Annotated in this window: 21 protein-coding genes; 9 read left to right on the top strand and 12 right to left on the bottom strand. The window is 63.9% G+C overall.

The features are described from left to right. Positions 1 to 10: 10 nt before the first annotated feature. Positions 11 to 472, bottom strand: coding sequence for a DUF6194 family protein (locus QM588_RS01430; RefSeq protein ID WP_283310989.1), 462 nt, complete (start codon positions 470 to 472; stop codon positions 11 to 13). Positions 473 to 477: 5 nt separating this feature from the next. Next, a complete protein-coding gene (locus QM588_RS01435) occupies positions 478 to 1,101 on the bottom strand; it encodes a luciferase domain-containing protein (protein ID WP_283310990.1) in 624 nt (207 codons plus the stop codon). Between the two features lie 180 nt (positions 1,102 to 1,281). Between QM588_RS01435 and QM588_RS01440 the strand changes: the two genes are divergently transcribed. Next, positions 1,282 to 1,557, top strand: a complete 276-nt coding sequence (locus QM588_RS01440; RefSeq protein WP_222073125.1) for a PLD nuclease N-terminal domain-containing protein — start codon at positions 1,282 to 1,284, stop codon at positions 1,555 to 1,557. On the opposite strand, the gene QM588_RS01445 is transcribed toward QM588_RS01440, so the two are convergent. After that, positions 1,550 to 2,944 (bottom strand): aminotransferase-like domain-containing protein, encoded by a 1,395-nt coding sequence (locus QM588_RS01445; protein WP_283310992.1) that lies wholly within the window; start codon positions 2,942 to 2,944, stop codon positions 1,550 to 1,552. The two genes, QM588_RS01440 and QM588_RS01445, sit on opposite strands and share 8 nt — an antisense overlap. Between QM588_RS01445 and QM588_RS01450 the strand changes: the two genes are divergently transcribed. Both QM588_RS01450 and QM588_RS01455 read left to right on the top strand, forming a co-directional pair. Next, complete coding sequence (locus tag QM588_RS01450) at positions 2,943 to 3,884, top strand: DMT family transporter (RefSeq protein WP_283310993.1); 942 nt, start codon at positions 2,943 to 2,945, stop codon at positions 3,882 to 3,884. The two genes, QM588_RS01445 and QM588_RS01450, sit on opposite strands and share 2 nt — an antisense overlap. Beyond that, complete coding sequence (locus tag QM588_RS01455) at positions 3,881 to 5,101, top strand: pyridoxal phosphate-dependent aminotransferase (protein WP_027495099.1); 1,221 nt, start codon at positions 3,881 to 3,883, stop codon at positions 5,099 to 5,101. Before QM588_RS01450 ends, QM588_RS01455 begins: the two co-directional genes overlap by 4 nt. Before the next feature lie 3 nt (positions 5,102 to 5,104). Here QM588_RS01455 and QM588_RS01460 read toward each other — a convergent pair whose 3' ends face one another. Beyond that, positions 5,105 to 5,302, bottom strand: a complete 198-nt coding sequence (locus tag QM588_RS01460) for a helix-turn-helix transcriptional regulator (protein WP_032367691.1) — start codon at positions 5,300 to 5,302, stop codon at positions 5,105 to 5,107. Next, positions 5,299 to 5,706, bottom strand: a complete 408-nt coding sequence (locus QM588_RS01465; protein WP_283310994.1) for a hypothetical protein — start codon at positions 5,704 to 5,706, stop codon at positions 5,299 to 5,301. The genes QM588_RS01460 and QM588_RS01465 overlap by 4 nt, the downstream gene beginning before the upstream one ends. 178 nt (positions 5,707 to 5,884) lie before the next feature. On the opposite strand from QM588_RS01465, the gene QM588_RS01470 reads away from it, so the two are divergent. Both QM588_RS01470 and QM588_RS01475 read left to right on the top strand, forming a co-directional pair. Continuing rightward, a complete protein-coding gene (locus QM588_RS01470) occupies positions 5,885 to 6,826 on the top strand; it encodes a DUF808 domain-containing protein (protein ID WP_283310995.1) in 942 nt (313 codons plus the stop codon). A 14-nt stretch (positions 6,827 to 6,840) separates the two neighbouring features. Then, positions 6,841 to 7,311 (top strand): GNAT family N-acetyltransferase, encoded by a 471-nt coding sequence (locus QM588_RS01475; RefSeq protein WP_283310996.1) that lies wholly within the window; start codon positions 6,841 to 6,843, stop codon positions 7,309 to 7,311. 54 nt (positions 7,312 to 7,365) lie between these two features. On the opposite strand, the gene QM588_RS01480 is transcribed toward QM588_RS01475, so the two are convergent. Both QM588_RS01480 and QM588_RS01485 read right to left on the bottom strand, forming a co-directional pair. Continuing rightward, positions 7,366 to 8,040, bottom strand: a complete 675-nt coding sequence (locus QM588_RS01480; RefSeq protein ID WP_283310997.1) for a DUF1109 domain-containing protein — start codon at positions 8,038 to 8,040, stop codon at positions 7,366 to 7,368. A gap of 18 nt (positions 8,041 to 8,058) precedes the next feature. Further along, complete coding sequence (locus tag QM588_RS01485; RefSeq protein ID WP_283310999.1) at positions 8,059 to 8,430, bottom strand: VOC family protein; 372 nt, start codon at positions 8,428 to 8,430, stop codon at positions 8,059 to 8,061. Positions 8,431 to 8,492: 62 nt separating this feature from the next. Between QM588_RS01485 and QM588_RS01490 the strand changes: the two genes are divergently transcribed. Then, positions 8,493 to 8,927: a MarR family winged helix-turn-helix transcriptional regulator gene (locus QM588_RS01490; RefSeq protein ID WP_283311000.1), complete on the top strand. Its 435-nt coding sequence runs from the start codon at positions 8,493 to 8,495 to the stop codon at positions 8,925 to 8,927. A gap of 2 nt (positions 8,928 to 8,929) precedes the next feature. On the opposite strand, the gene QM588_RS01495 is transcribed toward QM588_RS01490, so the two are convergent. Genes QM588_RS01495 through QM588_RS01505 form a run of 3 tightly spaced genes read right to left on the bottom strand, consistent with a single transcriptional unit; the run spans position 8,930 to position 10,941 of the window. Then, complete coding sequence (locus QM588_RS01495) at positions 8,930 to 9,739, bottom strand: alpha/beta fold hydrolase (RefSeq protein WP_283311001.1); 810 nt, start codon at positions 9,737 to 9,739, stop codon at positions 8,930 to 8,932. 30 nt (positions 9,740 to 9,769) lie between these two features. Beyond that, positions 9,770 to 10,492 carry a pirin family protein gene (locus QM588_RS01500; protein ID WP_283311002.1) on the bottom strand — a complete coding sequence of 241 codons (723 nt, stop codon included), beginning with the start codon at positions 10,490 to 10,492 and terminating at the stop codon, positions 9,770 to 9,772. Continuing rightward, positions 10,489 to 10,941 carry a MarR family winged helix-turn-helix transcriptional regulator gene (locus QM588_RS01505; RefSeq protein WP_027495110.1) on the bottom strand — a complete coding sequence of 151 codons (453 nt, stop codon included), beginning with the start codon at positions 10,939 to 10,941 and terminating at the stop codon, positions 10,489 to 10,491. The genes QM588_RS01500 and QM588_RS01505 overlap by 4 nt, the downstream gene beginning before the upstream one ends. Before the next feature lie 85 nt (positions 10,942 to 11,026). Here QM588_RS01505 and QM588_RS01510 point away from each other — a divergent pair, with 85 nt between their 5' ends. Together QM588_RS01510 and QM588_RS01515 are read left to right on the top strand one after the other, a co-directional pair. After that, the gene (locus QM588_RS01510; protein ID WP_283311003.1) at positions 11,027 to 11,518 is read left to right on the top strand and encodes a VOC family protein; all 492 of its coding nucleotides are present in this window, start codon (positions 11,027 to 11,029) and stop codon (positions 11,516 to 11,518) included. Positions 11,519 to 11,551: 33 nt separating this feature from the next. Further along, positions 11,552 to 12,334, top strand: a complete 783-nt coding sequence (locus QM588_RS01515; protein WP_283311004.1) for a pirin family protein — start codon at positions 11,552 to 11,554, stop codon at positions 12,332 to 12,334. On the opposite strand, the gene QM588_RS01520 is transcribed toward QM588_RS01515, so the two are convergent. Together QM588_RS01520 and QM588_RS01525 are read right to left on the bottom strand one after the other, a co-directional pair. Continuing rightward, entirely contained in the window at positions 12,331 to 13,896 is a 1,566-nt protein-coding gene (locus tag QM588_RS01520) for a Na+/H+ antiporter (protein WP_283311005.1), read from the bottom strand. The genes QM588_RS01515 and QM588_RS01520 overlap by 4 nt on opposite strands. A gap of 32 nt (positions 13,897 to 13,928) precedes the next feature. After that, positions 13,929 to 14,732 carry an SDR family oxidoreductase gene (locus QM588_RS01525; protein ID WP_032407909.1) on the bottom strand — a complete coding sequence of 268 codons (804 nt, stop codon included), beginning with the start codon at positions 14,730 to 14,732 and terminating at the stop codon, positions 13,929 to 13,931. Between the two features lie 35 nt (positions 14,733 to 14,767). On the opposite strand from QM588_RS01525, the gene QM588_RS01530 reads away from it, so the two are divergent. Continuing rightward, complete coding sequence (locus tag QM588_RS01530; protein WP_442972847.1) at positions 14,768 to 15,568, top strand: ABC transporter ATP-binding protein; 801 nt, start codon at positions 14,768 to 14,770, stop codon at positions 15,566 to 15,568. Positions 15,569 to 15,584: the final 16 nt, after the last annotated feature.

Here is a 15,584-nt window from a genome sequence, read left to right on the forward strand (position 1 = left end):
GCTGCTCATGTCACTTGTGGCGGCGCTCGAATCGTGTTTTCGCGGTCTCGTAGGCCGATCGAAGCAACTCCTCGACGTGTGGCTGCGTTCCAGATGCCGGATTGACGACCGATATCCATCCGGCAGTGCCGTATTGGGGATGCGCTGCGAGGGTGTCGTCGGCATCGGCTCGAGGCGCACGGTCGGCCTCGCGTGGCACTACCCCCAACAGTCTCTCGAATTCGTCCTTCGCTACAGGGACATTGACGCGGAAGGCGTCGGGACGATCCAGCCGAGACAGTTCGTCGCCTGGGTAATTCTTGGTCACGACGGTGGCGAAGGGCTGAGTACCGGTCGGGATGGTCCCGTCGGGTGAGTAGTAGAAGAACACGTCGCCCCAGGCGAGTTCGGGGGTTCCGTCGCCCTCGCAGGGACGCTGCGCCACTGTTCCGTCGAAGCTGCCGACCAGGTCGACGATGTCGTCGAGAGTCATGTTCTTCACCTCGTCGAAGTAGCTGTCGCGCGATGGATGATCTGTTCGATTCGATCTGCGTCGTCGGAATTTCTCGGTGCGTAGAGGAAGACGTAGGTTTCGGGAAGTCCGAGGCCAGGGCGTCCGGCGAGGGGGTGTAGTTCACCCCAGCCCGCGGAGATGACGGTCTGAGCATCGTCGGGCTGCATGACGACGTGCATCGATCCTTCGGTCTCGTGGACGTGGAGTATCTCGCCGTTGGTTCGCGAAATCCACGGTGCAGCAGCGGTGACATCCGTCAGATACAGCGCGTCCCCTCGCCTCTCGAAGTGGCTGCGCGCCAGGTGGTATCGATTGTCCGTGCGCGCTTCGGTAGCAACTGCGCCGGTGATCCTGACTGTCAGTCCGGGCGTAGCGCGGTCGGTGAGCTGGCGATGTGGAATCGGGTAAGGGGCGATCGTCGGACGCGGTCCTCTGCGTGGCTCGAGGTGCCAGTGCCGGCCTGCGCGCGACGCGCCGGCGACGGTCATAAGGTCACGTCGGGACAACGGTCGTAGCGCGGCGGCGATCAACCACCCACCGACGTTGGCCGGTAAGCCACCCGGCCCCAAGGCCCTCCACGTCTTGTAATCGTTCTTGACGGTCTGCACAAGTCCCCCCAGGTCGGATACGTCCGCACCACGGTAACCGGGTGACGACTCCGGCGGTAGACCTACATCGTCCGATGTACGACGAGATGCACGTGCAGACCGATGTGCAGGAACATTCGGGCCCATAGCGTTGTGGTCGTCAACGAAACAGCGAAGAACAAGCACAGCAGAGGAACCGTCATGCACGCCGCAGTACTACTTTCACAACAACATTCGACCACCGAGCAGGTACTCGGGTTCGGGCTTGGAACCATCGTCTTGGTGGCGGTGCTCGGCGCGGTCGTTCTGTTCGTCGCCGCGCTCGTCAGCATCCTTCGCTCACCCAATTACATTGTCGCAGGCCGTGCAGTGTGGATCTTCGTCGTGCTCGCGTTTCCGTTCCTCGGGCCACTGGTCTGGTTCGTGTGGGGTCGCACGTCGACGTTCGCCGTCGAAGCGTCGAACAGTCTCAGATGACCGATCCGATCGTCCGTGCCGCGTCCGGGAACTCACCGGCGTTCGAGCCCGCGTAGTTCAAACGCAGGAACTTGCCGGTGGGTTCGGCCGGGAAGTAATCGTCTCCCGCTCCGACGATGACGCCCGCCGATTTGCATTTGTGCACAACGTCTTCCAGGTCGATGTCGTCACGCAGGCGCATCCACAGATTGAGTCCGCCCCGGGGGATCCGATCGAGATGACCGCGAGGAGCGAACTCGATCAGGCTGTGGGCCAGTAGGTCTCGACGCGCTTCGAGTTGCGTGCGTAGGCGTCGTAGGTGTGTGCGCCAGGCGGGTTGGGTGACGACGTCGAGAGCGACGGTCTGCAGGATGCCGCTGACGTACATCGATTCGGCTCCCGTGTCGGCGAGGATACGTTCGTGGGCCGGGCCACGAGCGATCAAGCCTGCCAATCGAATCGACGGTGATACCACCTTGGTCAGCGAACGCAGGTACACCACATGTCCGCCGTCGTCTCGTGCGGCCAGTGGGCTGGGTTCGGCGGTGATGCCGAAATCGTGGGCGGAGTCGTCCTCGATCAGGAACGCGCCGTGTCGTCGAACGATGTCGAGCACACGTTCGGACAGGTCCGGAGACCACTGTGCTCCGGTGGGGCTGGCGAAGGTCGGTTGAGCGTAGAACGCCCGCGCGCCGGACTCGGCGAATGCCTGCTCCAGCGCGTCCGGGTCGGGTCCGTCGACCCCGGTGGGGACCGGGACCACGCGAACGCCCGCCTGCGTTGCCGCCAGAATTGCTCCCCAGTACGTCGGCGATTCCATGAGAAGTGGGCGTCCAGCACCGACGAGCGCCCGAAAAGCCGTGCTCAGGCCGGTCTGGCTGCCCGGGATGATGACCACGTCGCTGGCCGAGGGCGGCGTGACGCCCAGCGGGGTGGAAGCGCCCAGTTCAGCGGCGAACCAGGCTCGAAGCTCGGGCAAACCTGCGGTCGGCGGGCGGGCAATCACTGCGTCGGTGCGTGAGGCTCGAGTGAAAGCGGCGTGAACGAGTCGCTCCGGCAACAGCTCTCGGGCCGGGTAACCGGAATGCAGAGCGATCACGTCACTCGACGTGGACTGCAGTGCGGCGGGGAGTTGCAATCTGTTTCCGGGTGCACCGAGCGCGGCAGTCTGCCACCCGTAGTCGTTCGGGCGGGCCGTGTGCACGGTCTTGACGAATGTTCCGACGCCAGGCCGTGTTTCGATGACACCCTGCGAAATGAGGGTGCGCAGTGCTTTCTGCACCGTCACGGGGCTGGCCGAATGCTGGGCCACCAGCGCACGGGTGGACGGCAGCTTCGCCTCGGGAGGGGCGGTTGCGATCCACGTTCGCAGTGCAGACACGATCCGGGAACTGCTATCGTCGGACATGACACAGCATAGTAGCGCTACCCAGCTCGCGCCGGGTCTGCTATCCCGAGCCGGCCTCCTGTGGGGACTGGCGGGTGTCACGGCGTTCTCGTTCACCGTGCCGCTGACTCGGATCGCCGTGACCGGAGGACTGTCGCCGCTGTTCGTCGGGTGCGGACGCGCCGTCGTCGCCGCGGCCCTCGCTGCTGCCGCCCTGGCTCTGACCTCGCAACGGTTGCCACGCGGACGGCAATGGGTTCGACTGGGTGTCATCGCGGCCGGGGTCGTCATCGGTTTCCCCGTGCTCACGTCGTTCGCTCTGACCACCGCCTCCGCCGGCCACAGTGCCGTCGTCATCGCGCTTCTGCCGGCTGCGACCGCGGCCTTCGCCGTCGTCCGCGAGCGGCAACGCGTCCGGCCGATGTTCTGGTTGGTTGCGGCCATGGGTGCTGCGGTCGCTGTCGGATTCGCGGCCGTGCAGGGCGGCGAGGTCGCCGGACTGGGGTGGTCGGATCTGCTTCTCCTCGGAGCCGTCGTGGCGGCCGCGGTGGGATACGCGGAGGGCGGGCTGCTTGCGCGTGAACTGGGAGCGTGGCAGACGGTCTCGTGGGCGCTCGTCGTCTCTGTTCCGGTGACTGGAGCGATGACGGCGTTCGCGTGGTGGCATCAACCCACGAGTGGAGGTGTCGCGGAGTGGGCTGCGTTCGCCTATCTGGCCGTCGTGAGTATGTATCTGGGGTTCTTCGCCTGGTATCGCGGGCTGGCCATCGGCCCGATGTCGAGCGTGAGCCAGGTGCAGCTCGTTCAGCCGGTGCTGACGATCTGCTGGGCCGCGATTCTGCTCCACGAGGGACTGACGTGGCCGGTGGTCGTGGGTGGAGCCGCGGTCATCGTGTGTGCAACAGTGGCGGTCCGAACCCGGATGTCGCCGTCCGTTCGACAGGAGGAACTTTCGTCATGACGCGATCGATCGATCAGGCACGCAAGCTCGAGAATGTTCGCTACGACATTCGTGGCCGCATCCTGGACAAGACCGAGGAGCTCGAGGAGCAGGGGCACAAGATCCTGCGCCTCAACGTGGGCAACCCGGCACCGTTCGGTTTCGAGGCACCCGACGAGATCATGATGGCGATGATTCGCAATCTGCCTACCGCGCAGGGATATTCCGACTCGCGCGGCCTGTTCTCGGCGCGCACCGCGGTGGTGCAGTACTACCAGACCAAGGGCCTCAGCGACCTCGACGTCGGCGACGTCTATCTGGGCAACGGGGTCTCCGAGCTGATCACCATGACGATGCAGGCGCTGTGCAACCCCGAGGACGAGGTGCTGATCCCCTCCCCCGACTACCCGCTGTGGACGGGTTCGGTTGCTCTCGCCGGAGGCACTCCGGTCCACTACTTGGCAGACGAGACTCAGGACTGGGCTCCGGACTTCGAGGATCTGGAATCGAAGATCACCACCCGTACCCGGGCCATCGTCGTGATCAATCCCAACAACCCCACCGGCGCGGTGTACTCACGCGACGTTCTGCAGCGTTTCGTCGACCTCGCGCGCGAGCACGATCTGATTCTGCTCGCCGACGAGATCTACGAGAAGATCGTGTACGACGGTTCCGAGATGACCAATCTTGCAACTCTCACCGGTAAAGATGTGCTGTGCCTGACCTATTCGGGGTTGTCGAAGGCCTACCGAGTGTGTGGTTTTCGTGCCGGCTGGCTGGCGATCACCGGTCCGCGACGCCGTGCGGCGAGTTTCATCGAGGGCATCACGTTGCTGTCCAACATGCGCATGTGCGCGAATGTGCCTGCACAACATGCAATACAGACGGCGCTCGGCGGCCGCCAATCGATCGAGGATCTCCTGCTGCCGACGGGCAGATTGACCGCGCAGCGGGATCTGGCGCATCGCATGCTGAACTCAATCGACGGAATCAGCTGTGTGCAGGCTGCGGGCGCGCTGTACATGTTCCCCAAGCTCGACACCGACCGTTTCGGGATCGTCGACGACGAGAAGTTCGTCCTCGACCTGCTCGAATCCGAGAAGATCCTGGTCAGCCATGGGCGGGCGTTCAATTGGGATGTGCCCGACCACTTCCGGCTCGTCACCCTGCCCAACGTCGACGATCTCTCGACTGCACTCGAGCGGCTCGGTAACTTCATGAGTTCGTACTCGCAGTAGTGCTCAATTCGAATCCGGCTCGAACAATTCCTCGATCGTGCAGTCGAATGCTGCGGCAAGGCGGAAGGCAACGGGCAGGCTCGGGTCGAACCGCTCCTTCTCGATGGAGATGATCGTCAGTCGGGTGACGTCGATTCGCTCGGCCAATTCGCTCTGAGACCACCCCTTCTCGGTGCGACGACGTCGAACGTCGTTCTTCACTCGGACAGGGCCCGGTAGCGCGCGAACGCGTACCGCGCAGTGAACGATGCGAATGCCGCCAACAGCAAGCCCGTCAGCAGCAGCGTGGCCGGGGGATCGACGCGGGCGATGGACACCACCGCAAGAGTCAGACCCAGCACGGTCACGAGATCGGTGGCCGTACCGCTGGACGCGGATGTCGTCCAATGGCTTTCGATGCTGTCGCCCGAGGTGTAGGTCTGGTCGGCGGTGACCGGCGCGACGAACAGTATCCAGCCCAGCATTGCACCGAACGGGAGTGCGGTGAACCCGAACACCACCGCCGCGACCCCCGGTGCGACGGGCGAGACGAGCCAGGCGAGCAATGCCGTAGCCAAAGCCGTGGCAAGGCCGACAGCGGCCACCGAGATCCATCTGAGTGTCATCGATATGTCCTTCCGTGAATAGTTCACTATACGTATAGGAAACCATACATCCCGTGCCGATGTGTGGTCCACAGCGAGTTACTGGCGGTATGGTTCGAGCACGTGGATTGCCGGATTTCGGCGTCGTACCCAGCCCTAGGAGCCTGATCGTGCATTCGTCTTCACTCGGAGATCACTGATGGCCGGCGGACTGGTAGCCCTGCTCGACGACGTGGCCGCGCTGGCACGGCTGGCGGCAGCATCGATCGACGACGTGGGAGCCGCTACCGGCAAAGCGACGGCCAAGGCCGCCGGTGTCGTGATCGACGACGCAGCGGTGACCCCGCAGTACGTTCGCGGCCTTGCGGCCGAGCGGGAACTCCCGATCATCAAGCGCATCGCCGTCGGCTCGCTTCGCAACAAGCTGCTGATCATTCTGCCGATCGCCCTGCTGCTCAGTCAGTTCCTCCCATGGCTGCTGACGCCCATTCTGATGCTCGGTGGCTGCTACCTCAGCTACGAGGCAGCGCACAAGATCTGGGGAGCACTGTTCGGTCACGGCGATCATCACACCGAGGCAGAGGACGAGCCGCGGGACGAGGACAGCGTGGTGTCCGGTGCTGTGCGGACCGACCTGATTCTCTCCGCCGAGATCATGGTCATCGCCCTCGACACCATTGCGAGCGAGGGATTCTGGAGTCGCCTCATCATCTTGGCAGTGGTCGCGGTGGTCATCACCATCGTCGTCTACGGCGTCGTCGCACTCATCGTCAAGATGGACGACATCGGTCTGAAGCTGGCCGAGGGCTCATCCGGGTTCGTCGAGAAGTTCGGCCGCGGACTGGTCAAGGGCATGCCGAAGGTGATGGCAGTGCTGTCGGTCGTCGGCACCGCGGCCATGCTCTGGGTGGGTGGGCACATCCTTCTCGTGGGCATCGACGAGCTCGGCTTCCACCCCATCTACGAGCTGGTGCACCACGGTGAGGACGCGGTGCGCGGGGTCGCGGGTGTCGGTGGAGTGCTGGCGTGGATCGTCAACACTCTCGCGTCGGCAGTCATCGGTGCGATCGTCGGCTGCATCATCGTTGTTGCGCAGCTCGGGATCTCGAAGGTGCTCGCCAAACGGGCCGCCGCGAAGTAGTGCCTGTCTCGGCGATGTTCGCCGTCGTCCATCCCTCGTCGGAGCCGGCGCACGACATCCTGTTTCGCTACTACGCGGATGTCGTCGGCCGCTTCCATGGTCGGCAAGCGTCGGACGAGGAAACGCGTCGAGCGATGATCGACGAGCCGAGTGACGATCTCGTGGGTGATTCGGGGCTGTTCGTAGTCGCATACCTGGGCTCGACACTGGTCGGTTGCGGTGGTGCTCGTTTCGTCTCCGACGACATCGCAGAACTGACGCGGGTCTTCGTCGACGCGCGCGCCCGTGGAAACGGCGTCGGGGCGTCGGTCGTCGAGTTCGTCGAAGGTTCGGTCCGGCAATCGCGCCGCAAGACAATGCGATTGGATACGCGAGCGGACCTCGTCGAGGCCCGGGGCCTGTACTCCAAGCTCGGCTATCGGGACGTACCGGCGTTCAACGCCGAGCCCTACGCCGAGGTATGGCTGGAAAAGCGACTCCCCTGAACAGCTTTCGTCACCGACGGGCCAGCTCGAGGACCCGTCGCTCGGATCCGGAAATCAGTCCCGCCAGATGGCCGTGAATTCGTACCACGGACCGTCCAGGTGCGTGGCGGTGAAGTCGTCGAATCCCGCGGGCGGCCCACCTGGGGCGTAGGCCCATCCGGAGGAGCTCATGAGCGAGAAGCCGCTGTCGTCGGTGAAGTAGACCTCGCCGCCCGATGTGGCGCGTGCCGAGCTGATGTCGAACGGACCGATCTCGATGTGTTCGCGGCTACTCGAGGGCTGTGTACTCAGTTCTCGCGCAGCGGCCTCGAACTCGTCGCGATGGTCCAGCATGGAGTCCTGGGGCAGCAGTACCAAAACAGCCGCTGCCAAGGCCACCACCACCGGAGCCGGCGCTATCCACCACGACCATCGTCGATCCTGGCCGACGACGTGGAGGGTGCGAATCGCCCAGATGAGCCCGACGATCAGCAGCACCAGGATCGATGACGCTCCGGCGAGGAGCGGATCGAACCAGGCGAACGGTCCGTAGGGCGAGGGCCACCAGTTTCTGGACACGCACACCCACGTGACGGCGGCGATCGTGGTGAGCGCCAGCAGGATCGGTCCGGGCGGTTTCGCAGCTTTTCGAGGTGCGTTCGCCGACTCGATGAGGCGGTTCTTCAGTCGCTCGATGATGGTCGTGTTCCCTACGTGTCGGAGGTGGCATCCGCGCTCAGGGTCCCACATCTGTCGATGACCTCGGGACTAACTGTTGTGCACGGTGACGGCGTATCCGTCGGGGTCACGTAGGACGAAGGTCTTTCCGAAGGGGCCGTCGAAGGGCGCGGTCACGATCGTTACGCCAGCGGCGACGAGATTCTCGTGGAGCGCTTCGGCGTCGTCGCATACGAGCCAGAGGGCAACGCCGAGTCCCGGCTGCCCACTGTCGAGATCTGTTCCCGGAGCTGGGTTTCGGACCGCGAACGGTATCGGTGAGGTGGTGAACACCACCGCGCCGGGTGGTGCCTGGGGTGCGCGGACGAGGCCCAGCTGCGTTTCGTAGAAGTCTGCACTGACGGCGAGGTCGCGTACCTGGAGGGAGAGGAAGCTCGGTCCGGAAACGGTTGCAACGGTCATGTCGGGTCCTTTCGGTGGTTCGTCAAGATCTTGACGAGCTGAATGTATGTCAAGATATTGACATGAGTCAAGTGGACGTCGACACCTCCATCGGTCTGGCCCTCAAGCGAGCCACGTCAGCGCTACGTTCGGCGATGGACGAAGCGCTACGCGAACTCGACATCACGGTCTCGCAGTACTCGAGCCTCGAACACCTCGCGCACACGCCAGGCCTGTCCAACGCCGAACTCGCGCGCGCGGTGTTCGTCACCAGGCAGGCAACCCATCAACTGTTGGCCGGTCTCACACGCGGCGGTTTAGTGGAGATCGAGGGGACAGGTCGAGATCAGCGGCTGTACGTGACAACCCTGGGCAGGGAGCGCCTGCGGCAAGCGTCGGCCGCTGTCGCCGCTGTGGAACACGCTATGATTGCGTCGCTGTCCAAGACTGAGCGAGAAGTGTTGCACCGCAACCTTGTTACCTGTGCCGAGGCTCTGGACGAGCGCGAGCAGTCGTAACCTCAGTCGATCGAGTCGAGGAATTTCAGCATCGCCGCATTGAACTCGATCGGCCGGTCCATGTTGGCAGCGTGACCGCAGTTCTCCAAGACCACGGATCGACCACCCGAACTGAGTTTCGCGGACTCGGAAGCATGTGCAGCAGGCCAGAACTGGCTGTCGCGTCCGGCGATCATGAGGTACGGCCTATCGGTACCGGAGATGGTTGCGCGCCAGTCCTGCGCCGCATGATCGGCCAGTAGCGCCTTCATCGGGGCCGTGTCGGGTGATGCCATCTTCGGCATCGCGCGCAATGCAAAGGCGAGTTTCAGCAGTGCAGGCACGGACTTCCACTGCGGTCGGCCGTGTCCCGTATCGGGTATTCCGCTGTCGAAGAACGACGTTCGATTGCTGTCGGTCAGACCGTAGAAGCCGTTCGACCACTCGTCACTGTTCACCATCTTCGGTGTCTGATCCACCGACACGATGGCTCTGACGCGGTCGGTGCCGAACTGCGAGACGTACGACCAGATGGTGTTGGCCCCCATGGAACCTCCGATCAAGACGGCCTCGTCGACGCCCACCTCCAAGAGGAAATTCGCGATATCGCGTCCGTGCCGCTCCATCGACGCTCCGTGTGTCGGTGCATCGGAGGCGCCGTGACCCCGTCGATCGAGGGCCAGAACACGGTATCCGGCTCGCACCAACGCTTTCTGTTGCAAAATCCAGGTGGTCGCCGGTGCGCAGAAGCCGGCAATGAGAACCACGGCCGGGCCGGCGCCCTCGTCGAAATAGTTCAGGGAGACGGCATCGTCGGTGACAACGGTTGGCATGGTGAATCTCCCTGTGTCAGAAGAACCCGGTCAGGCGAAGCCGGCGTGCATTTCCCAGATCAAGATTTCGCTCGCCGTCGATGCTGTCACACGGTGACCTCCGGTGGCGGTGAGTCGGACTGCGTCACCCTGGGCAACGTCTCCGACGGCCTCGAACACTGCGGAACCGTCGGCGACGAAGACGTGACCGTACGGCGCGTCCGGGACGGTGACGGACTCCCCCGGTGCCAGTCGGGCGGCATGCAGCGTCGCGTAGCGGTTGCCGATCCGGACGCCGCCCCGGCCCGGCCTGCCGGACGCCACCGGAACCAGCTCGCCGCTCGCCAGCTGGTCCTGCACGTCCAGCTCTTCGTAGGAGGGGTCGGTTCCATCGGTGTCGGGTGGGATCCACATCTGCACCACGCGCAGCTTTTCTCGGCTGGTCCGGCTCGACGCATTGGTCTCGGTGTGGCGAATTCCGGTTCCGGCACTCATGCGTTGAACGAGACCGGGGTAGACCAGTCCCGAATTACCCTCGGAATCAGTATGTTTCAGCGTCCCCTCCAACACCCACGTGACGATCTCCATGTTCTCGTGCTGATGGGAGTCGAACCCTTCGCCGGGAAACACCGTGTCCTCGTTGTGCACCATCAGTAGCCCATGTGCATTGGCCGCCAGGTCGTAATTGCCGGTGGCGGGAAACGACTGCTTCGAGTCGAGCCACTCATTCCACCAGTGATGGCGTTGCGCACCGGGAACGAGAGTCGCGGTCACGACGCGTGGTTCCGCATCGCCGTGAAAGTCCGCGTCAGAGCCGCGAGATCGTTGGGGTCCACCAGGTCGAACATTTTCTCTCGCACTGCTTCGACGTGTCCCGGGCTGGCGGCGGCGAGGGTGTTCATGCCCGCTTCGGTGAGTTCGGCGGACATTCCTCGCTTGTCGTCGTCGCATTTGACGCGCGTGACCCAGCCGTTGTCGACCAGCCGACTGATGGCTCTGGTGACGCCGCTGCGAGTCGTGGTGACGGCGTCGGCCAGTTCGCTCATCCGTCGGCGACGGTCGGGTGCTTCGGACAGCACGACCAATAGCTCGAAGTCGGTGAAGGAGATCCCGGAGTCGCGTGTGAGTTGATTGTCGAGGTCGCGCAGCAGCAGCCGCGTCGCATCGAGGTATGCGCGCCAGGCCTGCTGTTCGTCGGCACCGAGCCACCGTGGGGAGTCCATGCCCCCATGCTAGTTGACAACGCAACTAACGGGTGTACTGTTCTCGGTAGTTGACGAAGCAACTACTTGACCGGAGGCTGAAGCGATGACCGAGACAGATCCACACACCACAGAGCGGGACCGCATCCGTCAGCAGTACATGAAGCCTGCTGGCGAGCGTCCGGCATCGTCGGCCCGCGGACTACACCACACTGCACTGGTCAGCAGCGACGTCGAGGCGACGGTGCGGTTCTATCAAGACCTGCTCGAGTTTCCTCTGACCGAGCTCATCGAGAACCGTGACTACCCCGGTTCTTCGCACTTCTTCTTCGACATCGGCAACAGCAACCTGCTGGCCTTCTTCGACTTCCCCGGACTCGACGTCGGTCCCTACGCGGAGGTGTTGGGCGGCCTGCACCACGTGGCCATCAGTGTCGAGCCCGCCCGCTGGGAGCACCTGCGCACCAAGCTGATCGACGCGGGAATCGAATTGATCGAGCACAGCGAGGTCTCGCTCTACTTCCGCGACCCCGACGGTGCACGGCTCGAACTGATCGCCGACCCGCTCGGTGAGATGTACGGCTCGCACGTTCTCTGAGAACCCACCTACTTCGAGATTCGAGGCAATGACATGACCTCTGCAGCAACCACACTCGACCTCCGCCGCGCCGACGACCGATTCAAGACCAAGATCGGCTGGCTGGACTCCAAGCACTCCTTCTCGTTCGGCAACCACTTCGATCGCGGTAACACCCACCACGGCGTCCTCATGGTCAACAACGACGACATCGTCACCCCGGGAATGGGATTCGATACCCATCCGCACCGCGACATGGAGATCATCACCTGGGTTCTGCAGGGATCGCTGGTGCACCAGGACTCGATGGGTCATTCCGGCGTCATCTACCCCGGCCTCGCGCAACGCATGAGCGCGGGCACTGGAATTCTGCACTCGGAGAAGAACGATTCCTGGCGACTCGGCGATACTGCCGGCTCGTATGCGGGTAAGCACGGCGATCCGGTTCGCTTCGTCCAGATGTGGGTCGTGCCCGACGAGCAGGGCATCACGCCCGGGTACGAACAGCTCGAGATCGACAACGAATTTCTCAGCGGTGGTTTGGTTCCCGTCGCCTCCGGCATGCCCGACCATGCTGATGACGCAGCCATCCGCATCAAGAACAAGTACGCCGCCATGCACGTGGCGCGCCTACAGCCCGGGCAGGCTCCGGTGGAGATCCCCGACGCACCGTTCGTGCACATCTTCGTGGCCGAGGGTGAGGCGATGCTCGAGGGCGTCGGACCCCTCGCGCAGGGTGACGCCGTGCGCGTCACCGGAGGTGGCGGCCAGAAACTGAGTACCGCGAGCGGTGCGGAAGTGATCGTCTGGGAGATGCACGCCGCGATCGCCGGTTAATCGGTCTCTCGGTGTGGCCGGAACGAGTGCTCCTCGTGATCGAGTTCGTGTTCGAGACTGCGCATGCTGTTGTCCGGTAGCCGGCCGACATCGCGCCAGCACAACAACTCTTCTCGCTCCACATCGAGGATTCGGCGGCGCGTACTCATCGCGGCAACCTGTTCCGGTGAGATGACCGCGTCGCCGACGTCTGTCTCGTCGAGATGATCGAGTCGGCGGTGGTACCGGTCGATGCGATGCTCGAGCTCGTTCCGAAGGATCTCGCGGCCCTCGTCATCGAGGTTCTCTTCGTCGGCGATGCGATCCAGTTGTGACAGTGCGGCTTTGGCCGATCCCTCACGTGCTTCGTTCCGCAAGCGGGCTTCGGCGGCGGGGTCCGCGACGACGTTCAACGCGCGCACCAATGGCGCGAAGGTAAGCCCCTGGCCCACCACGGTGACCAGTACCACCAGAAAAGCGCAGAACAGCAACAGGTCTCGGCTCTCGAACGGCTCGCCCGAGTCGATCGTCAGAGGGAGCGTGAACACAGCGGCGACGGTGATGACGCCGCGGGTGCCTGCCCAACTCATCACCACCGCCTCGCGTGGGGACAGCCCGGTCGTGAGCAACCACAGCGGACGCAGCAGGAGCACGCCGGCGAGCGTGACCGTGACCGCGAGAGCGATGGTCGTTCCCGAGTACGCCGAGAGGCCGCCGACCACAGTGGGCAACTGCTCGCCGATGAGCAGAAATACGAAGCCCTCGAGCAGCAGATCTATCAGTCGCCACACGGCGCTGGTCTGCAGTCGGCTGGCTCCGGAGATGGCGTGGCGGGTGTGGTGCCCGATCACCAGAGCCGCGACGACCACGGCGAGAACACCCGAGGCGTGAACTTCCTCTGCCGCCAGGTAGGCCACGAACGGCGTCGCCAGCGACACGATGTTGAGCAGCAGCGAATCGTGAAGGTAGCGCTGCACCAAACGAATCAGCAGGGCGACCACCAATCCGACGATGATGCCGCCGACTGCAGCCAACACGAACAGTCCGCCCGCGTGGACGAAGGTCATGTCCTGACTGGATATCGCCGCGATCGCGACGGTGAGCATCGTCAGCGCCGTCGCGTCGTTCAGCAGTCCCTCACCTTCGATGAGGGTGACGAGTTTCGGTGGGATGCCGGCGCGACGACCCACGGCAAGGGCAGCGACCGGGTCCGGCGGCGCAACAGCAGCACCGAGCGCCATGCCGGCGGCCAGCGTGATGCCCGGAACGAGCAACCACAGGCCGACGCCCACGAGGGCAGCGGTCGCCACCACGAGGGCAACCGACAGACTCAGGATCGTCCAGACGTTGCGGCGGATCGCGATCAACGAGGAGTTCAGCGCGGCGCTGTAGAGCAGCGGCGGAATCACCAGAGTCAGCACGATTTCGGGGTCGAGAACGATGTCGGGCAACGCCGACGCCGAGACGGCCAGGCCGGCCAAGGTCAACAACGCTGCCGCGGGCAGCGTCGTCTTCTTCGAGATCACCTGCGCGGCGACGATCAGACCCGTGGCGGCCAGGACCAGGCCGAGAGTTTCTATCACCCGGCTGTATTCCACCAGGTCAGGGGTTCAAACTATCTCTTCAGTCCGAACATCTTCGCGATCGTCTTCTCCATGAATGTCGCCGGCAGCAACCGTCGCGCCAGAAACACGACCGGTGCGTTGCTTCCTCTGGCGTACAAGGGTTTCGGCTTGTCGGCCTCGATGGCCTTCAGTACTACTTCGGCGACGTCCTCGGCGGAGATTCCGGTTCCCTCCTTACGATCCAGTGACGAGATCGCTGTGTGGAAATCGTCTCGGTGGACCGAATCCGCGGCGATGTACTTGGTGCGGCGTTCGCTGATTCCGGTGTTGATCGATCCCGGCTCCACGGTGGTCATCCACACGCCGAAGGGCGAGAGTTCCAGACGCGCCGCGTCGGAGAAGCCCTTGATCGCCGCTTTCGTCGACGCGTAGGACGAGCGATAGGCGAGGGGGAAGCTGGCCAGCATCGAGCCGACCATCACGATGCGGCCGTACCCGCGCTCGCGCATACCGGGAATAACATTCTGCGACAGCGTCACTGCGCCGAAGACGTTCAGTTGGAAGAGTCGTTCGATGGCGTCGGTCGGCAGTTCCTCGAACGGTCCCGACTGGCTCTCGCCCGCGTTGTTGACCAGAACGTCGACGGCGCCCAGCTCGGCAACGAATGCGCCGATCGACGTGGTGTCGGTCAGGTCCAGAGCTCGATACTCGACGCCTGCTGCCCGTTGATCGGAGGTCATCGAATCCGGATTCCGAGAAGTGCCGATGACTCGGTACCCGCGGGCGACCAGCGCCGACGCGACGGCCCTTCCGATGCCCGACGAAGCTCCGGTGACCACTGCGGTGCGATTCATGCCCAGATGGTACCGGTGCAGTCGGTTCGTAGCGCATGACGAAACCGCCCATACCGGCTAGTCTGTTACCCGTGCAAACGAATCCTCCCGCTTTGCTGCTCGAGCACATGTGCATGGCCTTCGGCCCCAAGATTGCGGTCGACGACTTGTCGTTGATGGTTCCGCCCGGGTCGATGTTCGGGTTGGTCGGCCCCAACGGTGCTGGTAAGACGACATGTCTGTCCATGGCGGTCGGGCTGCTCAGACCGCAGTACGGCCGAAGCCTCGTTTTCGGGCGTGACGTCTGGGCCGATCCGATCGCGGCGAAGGAGCTGCTCGGCGTGCTGCCCGACGGACTGACCTTGCCCTCCCAGTTCACCGGCCACGAGCTACTGACCTACATCGGCCGACTACGCGCGATGCCGGAGGACGTCATCGCGCAGCGTCGAGACGAGCTGCTGGACGCGTTGGGTCTCGCCGATGCCGGCGGGACCGTCATCGCCGACTATTCCGCCGGAATGACCAAGAAGATCGGACTGGCCTCGGCGTTGTTGCACGGGCCTCGGCTCCTGGTGTTGGACGAGCCCTTCGAGGCCGTCGATCCCATCTCGTCCACGACGATCCGCAACATCCTGATTCAGTTCGTTCGCTCCGGCGGCTCGGTGATCCTGTCCAGTCACGTCATGGCCCTCGTGGAACGGCTGTGCTCCCACGTCGGTGTCATCACCGGTGGTCGAGTCGTGGCGGCCGGAACGGTCGACGACGTGCGCGCCGGTGGCACCCTCGACGACGCCTTCGTGCGCCTCGTCGGTTCCCGAGATCAGAACCCGGACGGCTTGTCCTGGATGCGCTCGTGATGTCGGTCGGTCGCAC

The sequence above is a fragment of the Rhodococcus sp. IEGM 1354 genome (assembly GCF_030056855.1).
Classification (GTDB): Bacteria; Actinomycetota; Actinomycetes; order Mycobacteriales; family Mycobacteriaceae; genus Rhodococcoides.

Bases quoted from the DNA above. Each gene is read 5' to 3' on its own strand.
- QM588_RS01430 (WP_283310989.1), bottom strand. From the start codon at position 472: ATGACTCTCGACGACATCGTCGACCTGGTCGGCAGCTTCGACGGAACA.
- QM588_RS01440 (WP_222073125.1), top strand. From the start codon at position 1,282: ATGCACGCCGCAGTACTACTTTCACAACAACATTCGACCACCGAGCAG.
- QM588_RS01450 (WP_283310993.1), top strand. From the start codon at position 2,943: ATGACACAGCATAGTAGCGCTACCCAGCTCGCGCCGGGTCTGCTATCC.
- QM588_RS01445 (WP_283310992.1), bottom strand. From the start codon at position 2,944: ATGTCCGACGATAGCAGTTCCCGGATCGTGTCTGCACTGCGAACGTGG.
- QM588_RS01455 (WP_027495099.1), top strand. From the start codon at position 3,881: ATGACGCGATCGATCGATCAGGCACGCAAGCTCGAGAATGTTCGCTAC.
- QM588_RS01465 (WP_283310994.1), bottom strand. From the start codon at position 5,706: ATGACACTCAGATGGATCTCGGTGGCCGCTGTCGGCCTTGCCACGGCT.
- QM588_RS01470 (WP_283310995.1), top strand. From the start codon at position 5,885: ATGGCCGGCGGACTGGTAGCCCTGCTCGACGACGTGGCCGCGCTGGCA.
- QM588_RS01475 (WP_283310996.1), top strand. From the start codon at position 6,841: ATGTTCGCCGTCGTCCATCCCTCGTCGGAGCCGGCGCACGACATCCTG.
- QM588_RS01480 (WP_283310997.1), bottom strand. From the start codon at position 8,040: ATGTGGGACCCTGAGCGCGGATGCCACCTCCGACACGTAGGGAACACG.
- QM588_RS01485 (WP_283310999.1), bottom strand. From the start codon at position 8,430: ATGACCGTTGCAACCGTTTCCGGACCGAGCTTCCTCTCCCTCCAGGTA.
- QM588_RS01490 (WP_283311000.1), top strand. From the start codon at position 8,493: ATGAGTCAAGTGGACGTCGACACCTCCATCGGTCTGGCCCTCAAGCGA.
- QM588_RS01495 (WP_283311001.1), bottom strand. From the start codon at position 9,739: ATGCCAACCGTTGTCACCGACGATGCCGTCTCCCTGAACTATTTCGAC.
- QM588_RS01505 (WP_027495110.1), bottom strand. From the start codon at position 10,941: ATGGACTCCCCACGGTGGCTCGGTGCCGACGAACAGCAGGCCTGGCGC.
- QM588_RS01510 (WP_283311003.1), top strand. From the start codon at position 11,027: ATGACCGAGACAGATCCACACACCACAGAGCGGGACCGCATCCGTCAG.
- QM588_RS01515 (WP_283311004.1), top strand. From the start codon at position 11,552: ATGACCTCTGCAGCAACCACACTCGACCTCCGCCGCGCCGACGACCGA.
- QM588_RS01525 (WP_032407909.1), bottom strand. From the start codon at position 14,732: ATGAATCGCACCGCAGTGGTCACCGGAGCTTCGTCGGGCATCGGAAGG.
- QM588_RS01530 (WP_442972847.1), top strand. From the start codon at position 14,768: ATGACGAAACCGCCCATACCGGCTAGTCTGTTACCCGTGCAAACGAAT.